This is a genomic window from Micromonospora sp. NPDC005291, assembly GCF_040607415.1.
Lineage (GTDB): Bacteria > Actinomycetota > Actinomycetes > Mycobacteriales > Micromonosporaceae > Micromonospora.
The window spans coordinates 129,808-147,653 of the sequence record NZ_JBEXGR010000004.1 but is presented as its reverse complement, the minus strand read 5'-3'; the positions used below and the strand labels follow the sequence as shown (position 1 = coordinate 147,653).

The window sequence follows — 17,846 nt, the reverse complement described above, 5'->3', positions numbered from 1 at the left end:
TGATCGTTATGGTGTCGTCTGCTCATCAACCCCTCGGAAGGAACCCCCGTGTCAGAGCAGGTCGCACCGCCCCCCGCGCCCGACGCCGTACCACCCCAGCCGGCCGTCGAGACGCCGCAAGCGACCGCGCCGCAGCCGACCGCGCCGCAGCCGGTCGAGCCGGAGGCGAAGAAGTCCGGTGCGAAGAAGGCCCTCGGCATCGTTGGCGCGATCCTCGCAATCGTCGTCGTCGCCGGCCTGAAGTTCGGCGTCGCCTCGGCGATCGGCAACTACTTCAACAAGGACGAGACCGCTGCCGCCAAGGCAGGCGACTGCATCGCCGAGCTGCCCGAGGTCACCGGCACGGAGCAGGAGGAGGTCGACGGCGCCAAGGTCGTCGAGTGCACCTCCACCGACGCCGCGTACAACGTGGTCGGTCGGGTGGACGACCAGACCGAGGCTCAGGCCAAGGCCGACACCGCCTGTAACCAGTACCTCAAGGAAGACGAGGAGGGCTACATCTTCTCCAGCATCGAGCCGGGCAAGACGGGCTATGTGCTCTGCCTGACCAAGAAGGCCTGACCGGAGCGGTAGATCACCATCGACGGCGGCGGGAGCGAACCCCGCCGCCGTCGGCGTACCCGAAGTCACCGACGGTCGAACGGGAGGTGAATGCCACTGTTCCGGTGTCTTCCCGGCGGCGGCGCGGCATGGCAGGCTACCGGCACGTAGGACCACTGGGCGACCAGCCAACGATGACTGACCGCTAGGAGGACGGCCCATGGGCGAAATGGTGAGCTACCGCAGCAACGGGGGCGCGAGCGAGGGGTATCTCGCGATACCCGCCAGCGGCCTGGCCAGCCCCGCCGTCATCGTCATCCAAGAGTGGTGGGGCCTGGTCCCGCACATCCGGTCGGTCGCGGACCGGTTCGCCGAGGCCGGCTTCGTCGCCCTCGCCCCGGACTTCTACCACGGTGAGACGACCAGCGAGCCGGACGAGGCACAGCGTCTGCTGCTGGCGATGCGGATGGACGAGGCGGCAAAGGACATCGCCGGCGCGGCCGACTATCTCGCGGGGCGGCCCGAGGTCACCGGCAAGGTCGGCGCCGTGGGCTTCTGCGCCGGTGGCAGCCTGGCCCTCTGGTCGGCCACCATCTCCGAGCGGATCGTCGCCACCGCTGGCTTCTATCCCGTGTTGCCCTGGGAGTCGATGCGCCCCGACTGGGCCGACTATGCCGGCAAGGCCGCGATCATCCACTGCTCCGAAGAGGACGGCACCTCGGCCGACGAGGGCGTACAAACCGCCCGCCGGGCCATCGAGGAAGCTGGCGGCGACTGCCACCTCTACGACTACCCGGGCACCTCGCACGCCTTCTTCAACGATGACCGGCCGGAGGCGTTCGACCAGCGCGCCGCCGCCAGCGCCTTTGCCCGCACCCTGGAACTCTTCCGGGCCAAGCTTGGCTGAGTCGCGTACCCCCGAGCAGGTGGTCGCCCGCGCAGCGCGGGCGACCGACCTGGCCGACCTCGACGCGGCGGTGAGCGACTGTTTCGCCTGCCCCCGGTTGGTCCGGTGGCGGGAGGAGGTCGCCCGCACCCGCCGAGCTGCCTTCCGCGACCAGGAGTACTGGGGCCGGCCGGTGCCAGGCTTCGGCACCGGCGACGCGCGGATCGCCATCCTCGGGCTGGCGCCCGCCGCGCACGGTGGCAACCGCACCGGCCGGATCTTCACCGGCGATCGGTCGGGTGACGTGCTGTTCGCCGCGCTGCACCGGGCCGGGCTGGCCAACCAGCCGACCAGCGTCGCCGCCGACGATGGGCTCGCCCTGCGGGACATCCGGATCTTCTCGGCTGTCCGATGTGCGCCGCCGGACAACAAGCCCACCCCGCAGGAGCGGGACACCTGCGCACCCTGGGTGCATCGCGAGGTCACGCTGATCCGCCCCACGCTGCGCGTCGTGGTCGCGCTGGGCGCGTTCGCCTGGGCCGCCTGGTGGCCGGTGCTACAGCAGGTGTACGGGCAGCGCCCGCCCGGCCCGCGACCGGCGTTCGGTCATGGGGCACACTGGTCCGGCACGGACGCCCCGGAGTTGCTGGGCTGCTACCACGTCAGCCAGCAGAACACCTTCACCGGGCGGCTGACACCACAGATGCTGGACGACATCTTCGGCCAGGCCAAACAGCTGGCCGGAGTGGACTGAGAACGCGTGGGGCGGTGGCGATGACAGACGGAACACGCCTGCCCGCGCCGTCCCCGGCGGCCGAGCCGGGGGTGTCGCGCCCGGCGCTCGGCCTGCTTCGCCGATGGTGGCCGGTCGGCGCGGTCGCCGCCCTGCTCGCCGGTGCCGCGCTGGCGTCCGCCCACTCGTCGATCGGCGCCAGCCGGATCCCGCCAGCCGCCGACAATGTTCCCTGGGTGCCCGAATACCCGACCGCCGAGCCGGCGCGGTCCATCCCCGTCGAGCCGCGCGACGCCGGCGAGGCGACCCAGGCGGACATACCGCAGTGGATCGCGACGGTGGCGATGGTTCTGCTCGGGCTGGCCATCCTCGCCGTGCTCGGCTACCTCTCCTGGATCCTGATCCGGGGCGCGCTGCGCCGCACTACCCGGGCGTTGCCGGCGCAGCGGGCCCGCCGTTCTGCCGAGGGCACCGCCCGCGACGTGGTCGCCGCCCTCGACGCCGGCCTGATGGAGCTCGACGATCGCGACACCGACCCCCGGGTGGCGGTGATCGCCTGCTGGGTGCGCCTGGAAGAGGCCGCCGCCACTGCCGGTGTTCCACGGCTCGCCGGGGACACCCCCACCGACCTGGTCAGCCGGCTGCTGCGCGGTGACCCGGCGGCCGGGGTGCCGGCGATCGTCAGCACCGACGTGCTGGCCGAGTTCGCGTACGTCTACCGGGAGGCCCGGTACGCCACCCGCCCGATCGACGAACGCACCCGCGACCAGGCCCGCGCGGCGCTACGCCGGCTGCGCGGAGAGCTCACCGCGGTGGTGACCCCGTGAGCGCGAGGAGTGAGCCGGGTTTGCGAGCCCCGCAGTCGCGAACCGAAGGCGGCCGCGCATGAGCAGCACCAGCATCGACGACCTGCTCGCGTTCGAGGAGGAGGCGGCGCCGGCAGGCCCGCAGCCGCGCCGCTCTCGCGCCCGGCCCGTGCTGCGATCGCTCGCCTGGGCCGCCGCTGTGGTCGCGGTGCTGCTCGTCGGCCTCCGCGCGGTCGGCCTGCAGATCTCGCTGCCCGTACTGATCGCCGGGGTGCTCGCCGTGCTGGCGGTCCGCCGGATCACCGCCCTGCTCGCACCGCCACCTCCGCAGCCGGCCGGCGGCCGGGTCGTGACGGGCGAGGAGGACGGCACCTACAACTGGGATACCCGGGACGCGCTGCGTACCGCGATCAATCGCTGGGAACGGCCACTGGACTGGTCCACGACCCGAGCCGAACGTTTCACCGACGTGGTCCTGCCCCGGCTCGGTGAACTGGCCGACGAACGGATGCGCCTGAAGCACGGCGTCACCCGTGAGTCTGATCCGGCCCGAGCCCGTGTCCTGCTGGGCGACAGGCTCTGGACGTTCCTGGAGACCCCGCCTCGCCGCACCCCGTCGCCGCGCGATCTCGCGGCGATCGTCGCCGAACTGGAGAAGATCTGATGAACGACGTGGACCGGAGCATCGCCCCCGCCGAGGTCGGCCACCTGGCTCGGGCGGTGCTGGACGCGGTCGGCACCGTCGTGGTCGGCAAGCGGGACGCGTTGGAGTTGGTTCTTGCCGGCATCCTGGCGGGTGGGCACGTGCTTCTGGAGGACCTGCCGGGGCTCGGCAAGACGCTCACCGCACGCTCGTTCGCGCAGGCGCTCGGGTTGGATTTCCGCCGGTTGCAGTTCACTCCGGACCTTCTTCCCGCCGACGTCACCGGCTCGTTCCTCTACGACCAGCGCAACGGCGACTTCACCTTCCGGGCCGGCCCGCTCTTCACCAACCTGCTCCTCGCCGACGAGATCAACCGGACGCCGCCGAAGACCCAGTCCGCGCTGCTGGAGGCAATGCAGGAGAAGCAGGTCTCGGTGGAGGGGGTGACCTACAAGCTGGACGAGCCCTTCCACGTGCTGGCCACCGCCAACCCCATCGAGTACGAGGGCACCTACCCGCTGCCCGAGGCGCAACTCGACCGGTTCCTGCTGCGGGTCTCCTTCGGTTACCCGCAGCCGGAAGAGGAATGGGAGGTGCTGCGCCGTCGGATGAGCCGTCGCCGCGAGGAGGCGGAGATCAAGGCAGTGGTCGACGCGGCCACGCTGCGGGCCATGCAGGCCGCCCTTGAGGACGTGGTGGTGGAGGACTCCATCGGCCGCTACATCGTGTCCCTCACCGCGGCCACCCGGGAGCACCCGTCGGTGCTCGTCGGTGCCTCACCTCGCGGTTCGCTGGCGCTGCTGCTGCTGGCCCGGGTCCGCGCGGTGTTCGGCGGACGGGACTACGTCGTGCCGGAGGACGTCAAGGATGTGGCGGCACCCGCCCTGGCCCACCGGATCACCCTGCGCCCGGAGATGTGGTTGCGCCGGGTCGATCCGGCGTTCGTGGTCGGCGAGGTGCTGGAGGCGACTCCCGCCCCGGCGAGTGGCGCGTTGCCCAGCTACGCCGGCGGCGGGCCTCGGCGCTGATGACCGGACCGACCGTGCCGAAAGCCACCGAGCCCGAAGCGGCTGCCGGCTGGGCGCCCACCCCGGCGCTCGGCCGGGCGGTGCTGCTCGCCGGCCTGCTGCTGGTGGCAGGGGTACTGCTGGGGCGGGTCGACCTGATCGTGCTGGCCTCCCCGTTCGCGCTCGGCACCGCGTACGCGCTGCGTCGACGGCCCACGGCGCTGCCACAGGTGTGGATCACCCCGGGTGACGGGGGGCCGCTGGTCGAGGGCGGCGACGTGACGGCGGCGGTGAGCGTCGGCAACCCGGACATGGTCGACTACGACCTGGTGGTGCTGCGTTCCCGGGCGTCGCCGTGGCTGCGGATCGAGCGGGCCGGCTTCGCCCGCGACGAGGTCGTCGACGACGTGCCACCGGCAGCCACGACGCCGACCGGGGGAGCGGCTCCGGCCAGCGGCACGGGTCGCTCCGTCATCGACCGGCCGTTCGTGACGTCGGTGCCCACCGGCTCGGCGGTGGACCTGGAACTGGCCGGCCGTGCCCTGCGCTGGGGCCGGCACCCGATCGGCCCGGCCGGTGCCCGGGTCGCCACGGCGGGCGGCCTGCTGGTCTCCCGGGCGGTGATCACCGAGCCGGTCCGGGTGCGGGTGTACCCGCGTACCGAGCCGTTCGAGGCGGTGGAGGCGATGCCCCGCGCCGCCGGTCTGGTCGGGGCGCACCACTCCCGTCGGCCCGGCGAGGGCGGCGAGCTGGCCGGCGTACGGATCTTCGGCCCCGGGGACCGGCTGCGCCGTATCGACTGGCGGGTCTCGTTGCGCACCCGGCAGTTGCACGTGGCCTCCACCCTCTCCGACCGTGACGCGGAGGTGGTGGTGCTGCTCGACGTGCTCGCCGAGGCCGGCCGCTCCGGCGGGGTTGACAGCGCCGCCTCGGTGCTGGACACCACCGTCCGGGCCACCGCGGCGATTGCCGAGCACTACCTGCACCGTGGTGACCGGGTGTCCCTGCTGGAGTACGGGCCGGCAGCCCGACGGCTGCGTCCGGCGGCCGGGCGTCGGCAGTACCTGACCGTTCTGGAGTGGCTGCTCGACGTACGTGTCCGATCGTCCTCGCATGAGCCGTACGACCAGGTTTTCGGCCCGCACATGCTCTCCTCGGACGCGCTGGTGGTGGTGCTCACCCCGCTGCTGGACGAACGGTCGGCGCAGATGCTCGCCCGGCTGACCCGCGCTGGGCGGTTCGTGGTGGCGGTCGACACGTTGCCGACGAACCTGGCGTCGCCGAAGGACCGGGGTTGGGCCGAGGTTGCCTACCGCCTTTGGCGCCTGGATCGGGAGATCATGATCGGGCAGCTTCGGGAGCACGGCGTACCGGTGGTGCGCTGGGCTGGCGCCGGCAGCCTGGACCAGGTGCTGCGGGACGTGGCCCGGTTGGCGATGGCACCACGGGTGGGTGGCCGGTGAAGAAGTACGAGGGCAGGCGCAGATGATCGACGTCGTCACCGGACGGGTCCGGGCGGCCCAGAACGCTGTCGCCCGCATCAGCGCCGCCCCGCTTCTGGTTCGGGCCGGGATCTTCGTCACCGTGTTTGCCGGGTTCGCCCTGGCGTTCCCCGCCGAGGTGCTTTCCGGCCGGCCGATCCTCTTTCTGACGGTGGCCGCGTTGTTGCCCGCGTTCGGTCCGCGCCGGATCTGGGCGACCTTCACGGTGCTCGTCACGGTCGGCGGCTGGCTGCTCGCCACCGACGGGTACGGCCGTCCGGTCGCCCTCTGGCGGTTGCTCACCCTCGCCGCCCTGCTCTATCTGGGGCACACCCTCTGCGCGCTGGCCGCGCTGCTGCCCTACGACGCGGTGGTGGATCCCGAATTGATCACCCGGTGGTTGCTGCGGTCGGGTGCCGTCCTGCTGGGCACCGCCGTGCTGGGGGTGCTGTTGTTGCAGGCCGCGGGCATCGGTGGCGAAACCGGATATCAGTGGGTCACCGTGCTGGGGCTGCTGGTGGCCGTGGGGACAGCGGCGTTGCTGGGGTGGCTGCTGCGGCGTCGATAACCGCTGTGACCTGAGGGTTAGGCAGGTCACACAGGTTGTGCTCCGTCACAGATGGGGGGCGCGAGCGGGATTACCTGAGCCGGCCGGGGAAAGATAGACGACGTGAATCCGAAGCGGATCCTTGTGGTTGGTGCCGGGCACGTCGGTCTGTACGCCGCCCTGCGCCTGTCGAAGAAGCTCAGCTCCCGTGAGGCTGAGGTCATGGTGGTGGATCCCCAGCCGCACATGACCTATCAGCCGTTCCTGCCTGAGGCGGCGGCGGGCAACATCTCCCCGCGGCACTCCGTGGTGCCACTGCGGCGGGAGTTGCGCCGGTGCAAGGTGGTGGCCGGCACTGTCACGCGGATCGAGCACGATCGCAAGGTGGCGACCGTCCAGCCGATCAGCGGCCCGGCCCGGGAGATCACGTACGACCACGTGATCGTGGCCCCGGGCTCGGTCTCCCGCACCCTGCCGATCCCCGGCCTGCACGAGCAGGGCATCGGGTTCAAGACCATCGGTGAGGCGATCTACCTGCGCAACCACGTGCTGGACCGGCTCGACGTGGCTGCCGCGACACCGGACCCGGACGTCCGCCGTTCGGCGCTGACCTTCACCTTCGTCGGCGGTGGGTACGCCGGCATCGAGGCGCTCGCCGAGATGGAGGACATGGCTCGCGACGCCCTGCGCTACTACCCGGAGCTCAAGCAGGACGAGGTTCGCTGGGTGCTGGTCGAGGCCACCCAGCGGGTGCTGCCCGAGGTCGACCGGGACATGGGCGCCTACACCGTCCAGCAGTTGCTGAAGCGGAACATGGACATCCGGCTCGACACCCGGCTCGAGTCCTGCGTCGACGGGGTGGTCAAGCTCTCCGACGGTGACAGCTTCCGGTCCGACACGATCGTCTGGACGGCCGGCGTGAAGCCGTCGCCGATGCTGGACGCGACCGACCTCCCGCGCGACGACCGTCGGCGGATCACCTGCCTGCCCACTCTCCAGGTGGTCGACGGCGACCGGGTGGTCGAGGGCGCGTGGAGCGCCGGCGACTGCGCCGCTGTGCCGGACCTGACCAAGGAGCCGGGCAACTTCTGCTCGCCGAGCGCGCAGCACGCGGTGCGCCAGGCCGCGCGGATGGCCGACAACATCGCGGCTGTGGTCCGGGGCCGCGAGCCGGTCGACTACAAGCACAAGCACGTCGGCAGCGTCGCGAGCCTGGGCCTGCACAAGGGCGTCGCCCAGGTGTACGGGATCAAGATGACCGGCTGGCCGGCCTGGGTCATGCACCGGACGTACCACATGAGCCGGATCCCGTCCTTCAACCGCAAGGTCCGCGTCGTGGTGGACTGGTCGCTGGCGTTCTTCCTCAAGCGTGAGGTGGTCGCCCTGGGCCAGTTGCACGACCCGCGCGAAGAGTTCGTAGAGGCGTCCCAACCAGTAGGCGCCCCCCGCGTCTAACCCGCCCTACCTCACCCCGTCGATCTTGCACTTTCGGACGCCCCAATGCGCCTTGGCGCACAGTTTGTCCGGGCAGTAGGTGCAGGATCGGCGGGGTCGGTCGTGGGTCAGACCCGCCAGATCCAGGCGTCGGCGATGCGCGTGGCCGGGCCGTAGAGCTGCTCCAGGGTGGCTCGCAGGCTGTCTGCGTGCGGGGCGTCGTCGGTCAGCGCCACGCAGGAGGCGCCCCAGAAGTCCGCATCGCGGGCGGCCTGACGGCGCTGCTCGTCGCCGATGGCCGGTTGGTCGCCGCGCCGGGCGACGTCCGCCAGCAGCGCGGAGGTGGGCTGCTTGAAGGTGCCCATCGCCGCGGTGCCACCCCGCCCGTAGGGGCCGATGAAGAACCCTTCCGGCAGCCCGAAACCAGCGTCGGCGGCGGTTGCCCAGCGCATCGGCCAGGGATCCTTCGGAGTGGGCAGCGGCACCGGGACCAGCACCCCGCCGGGGCGTACGCACTGCCGCCAGTGACCGCCGGTGACGAATTCCGGCACGGCGGGCCGTTCGGCGGTCGGCAGGGGTGCCGGGAAGATCGGCAGCAGTGCGACGCCGACGGCCAGCGGCACCAGCCGCCGCGCCCGGCCGGTGCTGCGCAGAGCCCGGTCAACCGCGAGCACCAGCAGCGTCGCGACGATCGGCAGCAACGCCAGCGCGAACCGCATCGGCAAAGCGCCGTCCACCACCGGTAGCCCGCCGATCAGGGCGTACGGGCCGGGAAGCGCGGTCCTGGTGCCGCCGAGCACCACCTCCGGGCCGAGCGAGAGCGCACCCATCACCAGGCCCGCCACGACGCAGGCGAAGACCAGCCGGCGTCGTCCGACCCAGATCGCGCAGGCAGCGGTGACCAGCAGCAGTGGCCAGCCGAGGAAGGTGTTGTACTCGGCCGGGCCGGTGGTCAGCCGGGCGGATTGGTCGCTGCCGACCACCGACAGTGGGGAGACCGTCCACCAGCTGCTCAGGTCGGCTGAGAAGTAGGCCGGAGTGAACATTCCATCGGCGACCCCCTGCGGCCCGGCGAACTGGAACCACAGCGGATAGCCGAGCACCAGCAGGGCAAGCCCGGCGGCGATCGCGAGCCCACTGGCGAAGCCGGGCAGCGCCCGTCGGGCGAGGTCCCGGTCCGTCACGGCGTAGCTGATCGCCATCACCAGCAGCGTGACAGCGGCGAGGAAGAGCACCTCCTCGCCGATGAAGACCTGCGCGGTGACCGTGGCGGCCAGCCCCGCCGCGGAGGTGAACATCCGCCGGCGATCCGGCCCGGCGGGACGGGTGCGACCGGTCCTGTGGGGTGTCGCGGCTCCCGGGTCGGACGCCCGCAGCAGTCGGACCACCAGCCAGACGATCACCGGCACCAGCCACTGGGCGGTCATGTGCAGGTGGCTGTTGGTCTGCGAGACCATGCCCGGTCCGAACCCGCACAGCCCTCCGCCGAGCGCGGCGGCGAGCCGGCGGGCGCGCAGTGTCCGGTGGAACAGCAGGTACCAGGCGAGGGCGGTGCCGGCGAGGTTGGCGGCGGCGAGCAGCGCGAACGTGACCGGCGCGCCCAGCAGCAGGGTGACCGGCGCGAAGACGATGCCGAGCGCCATCACCGTGGTGTTGGCCATCAGGTTGACGCCGTCGGGGGCGTTGAGCCGGTCGGTGAGCAGACCGAAGTCGCCGAGCAGCGCGCGAGCGTCGACCGCCAGGAACCACTCGTAGAGGGCCTGGTCCTCCGGGTTGAGCGCCAGCGTGCGGCCAGCCGGATCGGGCCAGAGCCCGTGGGTGAGCCAGCCGGCCAGCACCGCCCAGATCAGAGCGACCAGCAGGTCCGCCCGGTGTCGGTGGACGGCGGCCAGCAGCCGGGTGGCCCGGGACCCGCGGCTGACCCGATCGGCGAGGCGGAAGGCCTGCTCAGGGGCGGCGTCGGGGGCCGTGGGGGCTGCGCTGCTCACGGCATCGACCCTAATGTGGCCAGGCCTGCGGGGTACGCCAGGTCGCCGTAGACCGGCTACGGTGACACTGCACGGTGCGTGTCGGCGCGCCGGTGCCACCCGCCCGGGTGGTGGAAAGGCAGACACGGCCGCCTTAAAAGCGGCTGCCGCAAGGCGTGCGGGTTCGACCCCCGCCCCGGGCACCGGTCGGCTCGCACACACATTCTCATTCGTGATCACCAGGACTTGGCTGCGCCGTTTACTCTTGGAGGGCACGTTCACGTGCAAACGACCCCCTGAGGGAGGCCAGACAGTGAAGACCTCGAACCCGGTGCTCGCCCGGCTCGGCCAAGCGGCCGAGCGGGAGCGCTCCGCCGGGTACGCCCCGGCCGGGCCGTACGGACAGCCCGGCATTCCCCAGCAGTACCCGTCCCAGGCCGGTTACCCGGCCGCGCCGCCCGCCGTAGCGCCCATGACCGTCGACGACGTTGTCGTCAAGACGGTCGCTCTGCTCGGCATCCTGGGCATCACCGCCGCGGCCGCCTGGGTGCTCGTGCCCGACTCGCTGGTCGGTACCGCCTGGATCGGCGCGGCGGTGGTCGGCCTGGTCCTCGGCTTGATCATCTCGTTCTCCCGGATGGCCAACCCGGCGCTCGTCATCGCGTACGCGGTCGTCGAGGGCGTCTTCGTCGGCATGGTCAGCAAGGCGTTCGAGACGCTCTACGACGGCATCGTGCTCCAGGCCGCCGTGGCCAGCTTCGGCATCTTCTTCCTGATGGCGATGCTCTACCGGGCGAAGGTCATTCGGGCCACCCCCGCGTTCGTCAAGGGCATGATCGCGGCGATGGTCGGCCTCTTCGCCGTCATGATGATCAACCTGGTGCTGGCGCTGTTCGGCGTCAACACGGGCCTGCGTGACGGCAGCCCGCTGGCGATCGGCTTCAGCCTGGTCTGCATCGTGGTCGCCTCGCTGAGCTTCGTGCTCAGCTTCAAGGAGATCGAGGACGGCGTCCGGATGGGCCTGCCCCAGCGCTACTCCTGGACGGCCGCCTTCGGCATCCTGGTCAGCCTGGTCTGGCTCTACATCGAGATCCTGCGCCTGCTGAGCTACTTCCAGGGCGACGACTGACCTCGTCCGCGCTGTCGACCGGCGCCCGCCCCCGCTGATGCGAGGGCGGGCGCCGTCGTTCGCACCGGGCGCGCCGTTTTCCCGCCGCCGCCGGGCCGCCCGGGGCAGAGTGACTGCAAGGGCACGCCCTGGGGGTACGCGGGCGAAGGAGGCGGCGGTGCGCAGTAGCAACCCGGTGCTCAATCGGCTGGACGAGACCGGCCGGGTGGAGGCCCGGGTGCTCGGCGCCCGTGACGTCGAGCCGATGACGGTCGACGACGTGGTGGTCCGTACCGTCGGGTTGCTGCTCGTCACCGGCGCGGCCGCGGGGGTGTCCTGGGCGGTGATCCCCGACGCGGTGTGGCTGGGCGCCGCGCTGGCCGGTAGCGCGCTCGCCTCGATCGCCCTGGTCCTGGTCATCTCGTTGCGCGGGATCACCAACCCGGTGCCGATCGTCGGCTACGCCGTGCTCCAGGGCCTGCTGCTGGGGGTGGCGAGCCGCACCTTCGAGCAGGTCTATCCGGGCATCGTGGCGCAGGCGGTGGCCGGCACCTTCGGCGTCTTCCTCGGCATGGCGGCGCTCTACCGGGCTCGGGTCATCCGGGCGACGCCCCGACTGGCCCGCCTGGTGATCGGCACGTTGCTCGGCATCGCCGTGCTCAGCGTGGTCAACCTGGTGTCGTACCTGATCTCCGGGCGACCGGGGCTGGCGGGCTACAGCGTCAGTGGGGAGGTCGGCTGGCTGCCGTACGTCATCTCGGTGGTGGCCATCATCGCCGGCGCGTTCAGCTTCATCCTCGACTTCGACCTGGTCGAGCGCTCGGTACGCGACGGTCGACCCCACCGGTACGCGTGGGTGTGCGCGTTCGGCCTGCTCACCGGGTTGGTCTTCCTCTACTGGCAGCTGCTGCGGCTGCTCAGCTACCTGCGTCGGTGACCGGCCCGCCGTGGCTGCGCCGGTGCCGGCCGTAGACTCGGCGGCGATGAGCGCAGCGGAGTTCGATCAGGCCGTGCGGTTGCTGGTCCGTCACATCGGGCACTGGCAGCAGCCCCGTTGGGCAGCGGTCGCGACCACCGGCAACGTGTCCCGCGCCGACCTGGTGCACCGGTTGGTGCAGGAGATCGCCAATCTGGCCGCCGACGCGGAGGGTGAGCCCCGGCGGGTGGTACCCCGGCTCGACAACGACCTGGCCCTGCCTGATCAGCTACGGGTGGTGGCGGCAGACCTGGTGGCCGCCGGCCCGGGGCCCGAGGCACTGGCCCGGGCCGCCGCCGAGGTGACGGCGACCCGCAGCGCGCTCTGACGTCAGCTCAGCTGAGCCGCTCCAGCACCATGGCCATGCCCTGACCGCCGCCGACGCACATCGTCTCCAGACCAATGGTCTTGTCGTGCCACTCGAGGGCGTTGAGCAGGGTGCCGGTGATCCGGGCGCCGGTCATGCCGAACGGGTGACCGACCGCGATGGCGCCGCCCATGACGTTCAGCTTCTCCTCCGGGATGCCCAGCTCCCGGTAGGACGGGATGACCTGCGCGGCGAACGCCTCGTTGATCTCGACCAGGTCGACGTCGTCGATGGTCATGCCAGCCCGGCGCAGCGCCTGGCGGGACGCCTCGACCGGCCCGAGACCCATGATCTCCGGCGACAGGGCGGTCACACCGGTGGAGACGATCCGGGCCAGCGGGGTGAGCCCAAGCTCCTCGGCCCGCTGGGCGCTCATCACCACCACGGCGGCCGCGCCGTCGTTGAGCGGGCAGCAGTTGCCGGCGGTGATCCGGCCGTCCGGGCGGAACACCGGCTTGAGGCCGGTGACCGCATCGAGGGTGACACCAGCGCGAGGCCCGTCGTCGGTGCTCACCACCGTGCCGTCCGGCGTGGTGACCGGGGTGATCTCCCGGGCCCAGAAGCCGTCGGCGATGGCCTTCTCGGCGAGGTTCTGGCTGCGTACGCCGAACTCGTCCATGTCGGCGCGGGTGACGTCGTACACCTGGGCCAGGTTTTCCGCGGTCTGCCCCATGGTCAGGTAGATGTCGGGCAGCTCGCCGGCCTCGCGCGGGTCGGTCCACACCTCGGCACCGCCCTGCGCGCGGCGCTTCGAGCGCTCGTCGGCCGCGCCGAAGCGGGGGTTTTCCCAGCTGCCGCCGACCAGGGCCTGGGCCTCGGGAGGCAGCCCGTCGGAGCTGCCCCGGGCGTAGCGGGAGACCATCTCCACGCCAGCGGAGACGAACACGTCACCCTCGCCGGCGCGGATCGCGTGCATGGCCATGCGGGTGGTCTGCAACGACGAGGCGCAGTAGCGGGTCAGCGTGGCGCCGGGCACCGTGTCCAGGCCGAGGAGGGTGGTCACCACCCGCGCCATGTTGAAGCCCTGCTCGCCGCCGGGCAGGCCGCACCCGAGGTAGAGATCGTCGATCGTGGTCGGATCGAGCTGGGGGATCTTGTCCAGGGCGGCCTGGACGATGGTCGCGGCGAGGTCGTCGGAGCGGACGTCGCGCAGGGACCCCTTGTGCGCCCGCCCGATGGGGGAGCGGGCGGTGGCGACGATGACGGCGTCGCGGGACGACTCAATCGGCATGGACCAACGTTAACCCGCCGGTAACATGGCACGGAAGAAGCCGGCGCGGCGGGAAATGTCACCCCGGCCGGGCCCGATCTAGCGCCGGGTCGCGACCGCAGCGGCGGCGGCGATGGCGGGCAGCAGCGCGTGCGCCCACACCCGGTAGCCGTCCGCCGAGGGGTGGAAGCCGTCGTGGCAGAGCGTGCCCGCGTCGGCCCGGAACACCGGCCCGGTCTCGGTGGCCAGGTCGACCACCGAGCCGCCAGCATCCAGCACGGCCGTGGTCTGCGCGCGGGCCATCCGGCGCCCGGACCAGCCGACCACCTGACGCAGCGGAGGCGCGATGGCACGCACCGCGCCGAGATCGGGGCAGGTGCCCACCACCACCTCGACCCGCGCCTCGCGCAGCCGGTGCACCGCCGCGCCGAGATACGCCGCCGCGTCGGTGGGTCGGCGCAGCCCGGTGGCGTCGTTCGCGCCGATCAGGATCAGCGCCACGTCGGGCCGCTCACCGAGCAGGGCTCGGGCCACCTGCGTGGCCAGGTCCGTCGAGCGGGACCCGGAGACGCCGACGCTGGACAGGTGCACCCGCCGGCCCGTCGGGCCCTCGGCGAGCAGGTTGGCCAACTGCCCGCCGATGGTGTCCTCAAGACGGTCGACCCCGACGCCCAGTGCCGACGAGTCGCCGAGCAGTACCAGCCGCAGCGGCGGAGCGCCGGCCCGGCCGATCGTGGCCCGCAGGGCCAGCCCCAGCTCCGGTTGGGCGTAGCGCCGGTGCCGGGCGACGAACGCCTCACCGGCCAGGACGGCGGCGCCGCCCACGGTGCCGGCGAGCAGCGAGAACGCCGCCGCCCGACCCAGCCGGCCCGGGAGGCCGGCGGTCACGCCCCGCTCGCTGCGCACGTTCATGCCAGTCCCTCCACTGTCGAGGTGTCCGAGGCGGAGCCGTGCTGCGGCACCGCGCCGACACCGAAGAACGCCCGGCGGCGCAACTGCGCCCACCGGCCGGCCGGCCCTCGGTCGCGGCCCCGGACCTGGGTGCCGCTGACCTCCGTGCCAGCGTGCCGGGCCGCCTCCTGCGCGGCCTCAGGCAGCGACCGTACGCCTTCGCCCAGCGTCGGTGTGGCCCGTCGTTCCTGCCCCGCACCTAGCACGGAGAGCATCGTCGGCAGCAGTGCGGCGGCGGCCATCGCGTACCCCTCGGCGGAGGGATGGAACCGGTCCCAGGCGAACATCCGGGTCGGCTCCGCGGTGAACCGGGGGCCGAGCAGATCACCGAGGGAGACCGTCCAACCGCCCGCCTCGACCACGGCGACCGTCTGGGCTGCGGCGAGTTGGCGGCTCCACCGATGTGCCAGCCAGCGCAGAGGGGGCTGAATCGGTCGGATCGCGCCCAGGTCGGGGCAGGTGCCGACGACCACCTCGCATCCGGCGTCGCGCAGCGTGTGGACAGCCTCGACGAGGTAGCGCACCGCCAGGCCGCGCGGGGTGCGGTTGGTGATGTCATTGCCGCCGATGAGGATCACCGCGATGTCGGGTCGGCACTCCAGCGCCGCCTCCACCTGGTGGCGGAGCGCCGCGGAGATGGCACCGACGACCGCGAAGCGGTGCAGTTGCACCGGCCGGTGCAGTCGACGGGACAGGCCGGTGGCGAGCATCGCGCCGGGTGTCTCCCGTCGGCGGTGCACCCCGTAGCCGGCGGCCGACGAGTCGCCGAGCACGACCACCGTGAGCGGGGGGCCGGGGAACTTCGCGCCATAAACCCCGTCGCAGCGCGGCGGCGGCGCCTGGGCCATCGGGATGGTGCGCCGGGCCTGGCGGGCCTGCCCGAGCAGCACCCCGCCGGTCGCCACCACGGCCGCCGCGGTGGCGCCCGTGCCGATGGCAGCCAGGCGGGCGATCCGCCAGGCGTGCCGCCAGCGCGGACCAACGGGTACGACGGAACCAGCCACCCCCATACCGCGACATTATCGCGCCGGTCCGACACACCGCTGTCGTCGAGACGGCACCAGGGTGCCTGGAAACCGACGCAACGGGGTATCTGTGTAGGAGAGGCCGGTCGACTTGCGCCGACCCGCCACGCTGATCCGGCGGAGAGGAGCGCGACGATGGGGAAGACACTGAAGCGCAGCGCGGCGTTCACGGCCCTGGCGCGGGCACTGGCGGCCGGGGCCCGAGGTGGGCCGTCGATGGGCACCCGGTTGGCGGCGCTGCCCCGGATGATCCGGGCCACCACCAAGGGTGAGTACGACGGCGGCCTCCGGCTGGCCCTGATGACCGCGGCGACGGCGTACATCGTCTCGCCGATCGACCTGCTCCCGGAGATCCCGTTGGCCATCTTCGGGCTGGCCGACGACGCGGTCATGATCACGTGGTTGGCCGGCAGCGTGCTCGCCGAGACCGATCGCTTCCTGGAGTGGGAGGCCCGCCGCAGCTCGGTCATCCCCGGAGGGCTGGTGCCCTGACGACACGTACGCTGGACGACGAGGAAACGTCTGCCCGGTGGCCATCGCCGGCGCCGCAACGAAGGGCACACCGTGCAGTACTACGACAACGTCGTCGACATGATCGGCAACACCCCGCTGGTACGTCTGCGTAACGTCACCGAGGGCATCCAGGCCACCGTGCTCGCCAAGGTCGAGTACGTCAACCCGGGCGGCTCGGTGAAGGACCGGATCGCGCTGCGGATGGTGGAGGACGCCGAGGCCGCTGGCCTGCTCAAGCCCGGCGGCACCATCGTCGAGCCCACCAGCGGCAACACCGGCGTCGGGCTGGCCCTGGTGGCCCAGCTCAAGGGCTACAAGTGTGTCTTCGTGTGCCCCGACAAGGTCAGCCAGGACAAGCAGGACGTGCTCCGGGCGTACGGCGCCGAGGTGGTGGTCTGCCCGACCGCGGTCGCCCCGGAGGACCCGCGCTCGTACTACAACGTCTCGGACCGGCTCACCCGGGATATTCCCGGCGCCTGGAAGCCCGACCAGTACAGCAACCCGGCCAACCCGCGCTCGCACTACGAGACCACCGGCCCGGAGCTGTGGAAGCAGACCGAGGGCGGGCTCACCCACTTCGTGACCGGCGTGGGCACCGGCGGCACGATCTCCGGCATCGGCCAGTACCTCAAGGAGGCGTCCGAGGGTCGGGTGCGGGTCATCGGGGCCGACCCGGAGGGTTCGGTCTACTCCGGCGGCACCGGCCGGCCGTACCTGGTGGAGGGCGTCGGCGAGGACTTCTGGCCGGAGACGTACGACCGGGGTGTGGCCGACGAGATCATCGAGGTCTCCGACAAGGCGTCCTTCGAGATGACCCGGCGGCTGGCCCGCGAGGAGGGGCTGCTGGTCGGCGGCTCCTGCGGGATGGCCGTGGTCGCCGCGCTGGAGGTCGCCCGTCGGGCCGGCCCGGACGACGTGGTGGTGGTGCTGTTGCCCGACGGTGGCCGGGGCTACCTCTCGAAGATCTTCAACGACTCGTGGATGGCCCGGTACGGCTTCCTCGACAACTCCGGCGCCGAGCCGACGGTGGCCGACGCGCTGGCCAGTAAGCCGGGCGGGCTGCCCGAGCTGGTGCACGTGCACCCGACCGAGACGGTCCGTGACGCGATCGACTACATGCGCGAGTACGGCGTCTCGCAGCTGCCGGTGCTCAAGGCCGAGCCGCCCGTGGTGACCGGCGAGGTGGCCGGCTCGATCGCCGAGCGGGACCTGCTCGACGCGTTGTTCACCGGCCAGGCCCACCTGCACGACACGATCGAGCGGCACATGGGCGACCCGCTGCCGATGATCGGTGGCGGCCAGCCGGTGAGCGAGGCCGTCGGCCTGCTGGAGAAGTCCGACGCCGCGCTGGTGCTCGTCGACGGCAAGCCCAAGGGCGTCCTCACCCGCCAAGACCTCCTGGCCCACCTAGGCGCCCACTAACCCCCCCACCCCACCCCGCCCCGCCCCCCGCGCCGCTTCTCCGCGCCGCGCCGCGTCGCTTCTCCGCGCCGATCTAGGGGAAATCCTCGTGAGTTGATCTCCGATCACGACGATTTCCCCTAGATCGGCGCGGGAGGCGCGGGAGGCGCGGGAGGCGCGGGAGGCGCGGGAGGCGCGGGAGGCGCGGGAGGCGCGGGAGGCGCGGGAGGCGCGGGAGGCGCGGGAGGCGC

General features: G+C 72.2%; 18 protein-coding genes and 1 tRNA gene. 15 read left to right on the top strand and 4 right to left on the bottom strand.

Translation table 11 applies throughout. The features are described 5' to 3' along the window. Window positions 1-48: 48 nt before the first annotated feature. The 9 genes from ABZT18_RS07310 (at window position 49) to ABZT18_RS07270 (ending at window position 8,098) form a co-directional block, all read left to right on the top strand. Window positions 49-561 (top strand): hypothetical protein, encoded by a 513-nt coding sequence (locus ABZT18_RS07310; protein ID WP_354995734.1) that lies wholly within the window; start codon window positions 49-51, stop codon window positions 559-561. A 199-nt stretch (window positions 562-760) separates the two neighbouring features. Beyond that, window positions 761-1,447: a dienelactone hydrolase family protein gene (locus ABZT18_RS07305; RefSeq protein ID WP_354995733.1), complete on the top strand. Its 687-nt coding sequence runs from the start codon at window positions 761-763 to the stop codon at window positions 1,445-1,447. Window positions 1,448-1,466: 19 nt separating this feature from the next. After that, window positions 1,467-2,180 (top strand): uracil-DNA glycosylase, encoded by a 714-nt coding sequence (locus ABZT18_RS07300; RefSeq protein WP_354995775.1) that lies wholly within the window; start codon window positions 1,467-1,469, stop codon window positions 2,178-2,180. A gap of 20 nt (window positions 2,181-2,200) precedes the next feature. Next, window positions 2,201-2,986: a DUF4129 domain-containing protein gene (locus ABZT18_RS07295; protein ID WP_354995732.1), complete on the top strand. Its 786-nt coding sequence runs from the start codon at window positions 2,201-2,203 to the stop codon at window positions 2,984-2,986. A 58-nt stretch (window positions 2,987-3,044) separates the two neighbouring features. Continuing rightward, the gene (locus tag ABZT18_RS07290) at window positions 3,045-3,629 is read left to right on the top strand and encodes a hypothetical protein (RefSeq protein WP_354995731.1); all 585 of its coding nucleotides are present in this window, start codon (window positions 3,045-3,047) and stop codon (window positions 3,627-3,629) included. Further along, window positions 3,629-4,636: a MoxR family ATPase gene (locus ABZT18_RS07285; RefSeq protein WP_354995730.1), complete on the top strand. Its 1,008-nt coding sequence runs from the start codon at window positions 3,629-3,631 to the stop codon at window positions 4,634-4,636. The genes ABZT18_RS07290 and ABZT18_RS07285 overlap by 1 nt, the downstream gene beginning before the upstream one ends. Beyond that, window positions 4,636-6,078 carry a DUF58 domain-containing protein gene (locus tag ABZT18_RS07280; RefSeq protein WP_354995729.1) on the top strand — a complete coding sequence of 481 codons (1,443 nt, stop codon included), beginning with the start codon at window positions 4,636-4,638 and terminating at the stop codon, window positions 6,076-6,078. The genes ABZT18_RS07285 and ABZT18_RS07280 overlap by 1 nt, the downstream gene beginning before the upstream one ends. Window positions 6,079-6,100: 22 nt before the next feature. Beyond that, on the top strand, window positions 6,101-6,664 hold the full coding sequence (locus ABZT18_RS07275; RefSeq protein ID WP_354995728.1) for a hypothetical protein: 564 nt from the start codon (window positions 6,101-6,103) through the stop codon (window positions 6,662-6,664). Window positions 6,665-6,766: 102 nt separating this feature from the next. Next, window positions 6,767-8,098, top strand: a complete 1,332-nt coding sequence (locus ABZT18_RS07270) for an NAD(P)/FAD-dependent oxidoreductase (RefSeq protein ID WP_354995727.1) — start codon at window positions 6,767-6,769, stop codon at window positions 8,096-8,098. 107 nt (window positions 8,099-8,205) lie between these two features. On the opposite strand, the gene ABZT18_RS07265 is transcribed toward ABZT18_RS07270, so the two are convergent. Next, on the bottom strand, window positions 8,206-10,065 hold the full coding sequence (locus ABZT18_RS07265) for a hypothetical protein (RefSeq protein WP_354995726.1): 1,860 nt from the start codon (window positions 10,063-10,065) through the stop codon (window positions 8,206-8,208). A gap of 101 nt (window positions 10,066-10,166) precedes the next feature. Between ABZT18_RS07265 and ABZT18_RS07260 the strand changes: the two genes are divergently transcribed. The 4 genes from ABZT18_RS07260 (at window position 10,167) to ABZT18_RS07245 (ending at window position 12,456) form a co-directional block, all read left to right on the top strand. Next, window positions 10,167-10,247: transfer RNA gene (locus ABZT18_RS07260), tRNA-Leu, on the top strand. Window positions 10,248-10,357: 110 nt separating this feature from the next. Continuing rightward, the gene (locus ABZT18_RS07255) at window positions 10,358-11,173 is read left to right on the top strand and encodes a Bax inhibitor-1/YccA family protein (protein ID WP_354995725.1); all 816 of its coding nucleotides are present in this window, start codon (window positions 10,358-10,360) and stop codon (window positions 11,171-11,173) included. Window positions 11,174-11,330: 157 nt separating this feature from the next. Continuing rightward, window positions 11,331-12,089: a Bax inhibitor-1/YccA family protein gene (locus ABZT18_RS07250; protein WP_354995724.1), complete on the top strand. Its 759-nt coding sequence runs from the start codon at window positions 11,331-11,333 to the stop codon at window positions 12,087-12,089. 46 nt (window positions 12,090-12,135) lie between these two features. Then, window positions 12,136-12,456, top strand: a complete 321-nt coding sequence (locus tag ABZT18_RS07245) for a hypothetical protein (protein WP_354995723.1) — start codon at window positions 12,136-12,138, stop codon at window positions 12,454-12,456. A gap of 7 nt (window positions 12,457-12,463) precedes the next feature. On the opposite strand, the gene ABZT18_RS07240 is transcribed toward ABZT18_RS07245, so the two are convergent. The 3 genes from ABZT18_RS07240 to ABZT18_RS07230 all read right to left on the bottom strand — a co-directional run bounded on the left by ABZT18_RS07240 (window position 12,464) and on the right by ABZT18_RS07230 (window position 15,666). Beyond that, complete coding sequence (locus ABZT18_RS07240; protein WP_354995722.1) at window positions 12,464-13,726, bottom strand: acetyl-CoA C-acetyltransferase; 1,263 nt, start codon at window positions 13,724-13,726, stop codon at window positions 12,464-12,466. A 78-nt stretch (window positions 13,727-13,804) separates the two neighbouring features. After that, window positions 13,805-14,617, bottom strand: a complete 813-nt coding sequence (locus ABZT18_RS07235; RefSeq protein WP_354995721.1) for an SGNH/GDSL hydrolase family protein — start codon at window positions 14,615-14,617, stop codon at window positions 13,805-13,807. Beyond that, window positions 14,614-15,666, bottom strand: a complete 1,053-nt coding sequence (locus ABZT18_RS07230; RefSeq protein WP_354995720.1) for an SGNH/GDSL hydrolase family protein — start codon at window positions 15,664-15,666, stop codon at window positions 14,614-14,616. The genes ABZT18_RS07235 and ABZT18_RS07230 overlap by 4 nt, the downstream gene beginning before the upstream one ends. A gap of 150 nt (window positions 15,667-15,816) precedes the next feature. Between ABZT18_RS07230 and ABZT18_RS07225 the strand changes: the two genes are divergently transcribed. Then, a complete protein-coding gene (locus tag ABZT18_RS07225; protein WP_354995719.1) occupies window positions 15,817-16,173 on the top strand; it encodes a YkvA family protein in 357 nt (118 codons plus the stop codon). A gap of 72 nt (window positions 16,174-16,245) precedes the next feature. Then, entirely contained in the window at window positions 16,246-17,616 is a 1,371-nt protein-coding gene (locus tag ABZT18_RS07220) for a cystathionine beta-synthase (RefSeq protein ID WP_354995718.1), read from the top strand. The last annotated feature ends 230 nt before the right edge of the window (window positions 17,617-17,846 follow it).

What these genes read in the sequence shown, in the direction of transcription:
- ABZT18_RS07280 (WP_354995729.1), top strand. Translation starts at nt 4,636, where the DNA reads ATGACCGGACCGACCGTGCCGAAAGCCACCGAGCCCGAAGCGGCTGCC.
- ABZT18_RS07235 (WP_354995721.1), bottom strand. Translation starts at nt 14,617, where the DNA reads ATGAACGTGCGCAGCGAGCGGGGCGTGACCGCCGGCCTCCCGGGCCGG.
- ABZT18_RS07225 (WP_354995719.1), top strand. Translation starts at nt 15,817, where the DNA reads ATGGGGAAGACACTGAAGCGCAGCGCGGCGTTCACGGCCCTGGCGCGG.
- ABZT18_RS07245 (WP_354995723.1), top strand. Translation starts at nt 12,136, where the DNA reads ATGAGCGCAGCGGAGTTCGATCAGGCCGTGCGGTTGCTGGTCCGTCAC.
- ABZT18_RS07290 (WP_354995731.1), top strand. Translation starts at nt 3,045, where the DNA reads ATGAGCAGCACCAGCATCGACGACCTGCTCGCGTTCGAGGAGGAGGCG.
- ABZT18_RS07285 (WP_354995730.1), top strand. Translation starts at nt 3,629, where the DNA reads ATGAACGACGTGGACCGGAGCATCGCCCCCGCCGAGGTCGGCCACCTG.
- ABZT18_RS07230 (WP_354995720.1), bottom strand. Translation starts at nt 15,666, where the DNA reads ATGGGGGTGGCTGGTTCCGTCGTACCCGTTGGTCCGCGCTGGCGGCAC.
- ABZT18_RS07295 (WP_354995732.1), top strand. Translation starts at nt 2,201, where the DNA reads ATGACAGACGGAACACGCCTGCCCGCGCCGTCCCCGGCGGCCGAGCCG.
- ABZT18_RS07305 (WP_354995733.1), top strand. Translation starts at nt 761, where the DNA reads ATGGGCGAAATGGTGAGCTACCGCAGCAACGGGGGCGCGAGCGAGGGG.
- ABZT18_RS07275 (WP_354995728.1), top strand. Translation starts at nt 6,101, where the DNA reads ATGATCGACGTCGTCACCGGACGGGTCCGGGCGGCCCAGAACGCTGTC.
- ABZT18_RS07240 (WP_354995722.1), bottom strand. Translation starts at nt 13,726, where the DNA reads ATGCCGATTGAGTCGTCCCGCGACGCCGTCATCGTCGCCACCGCCCGC.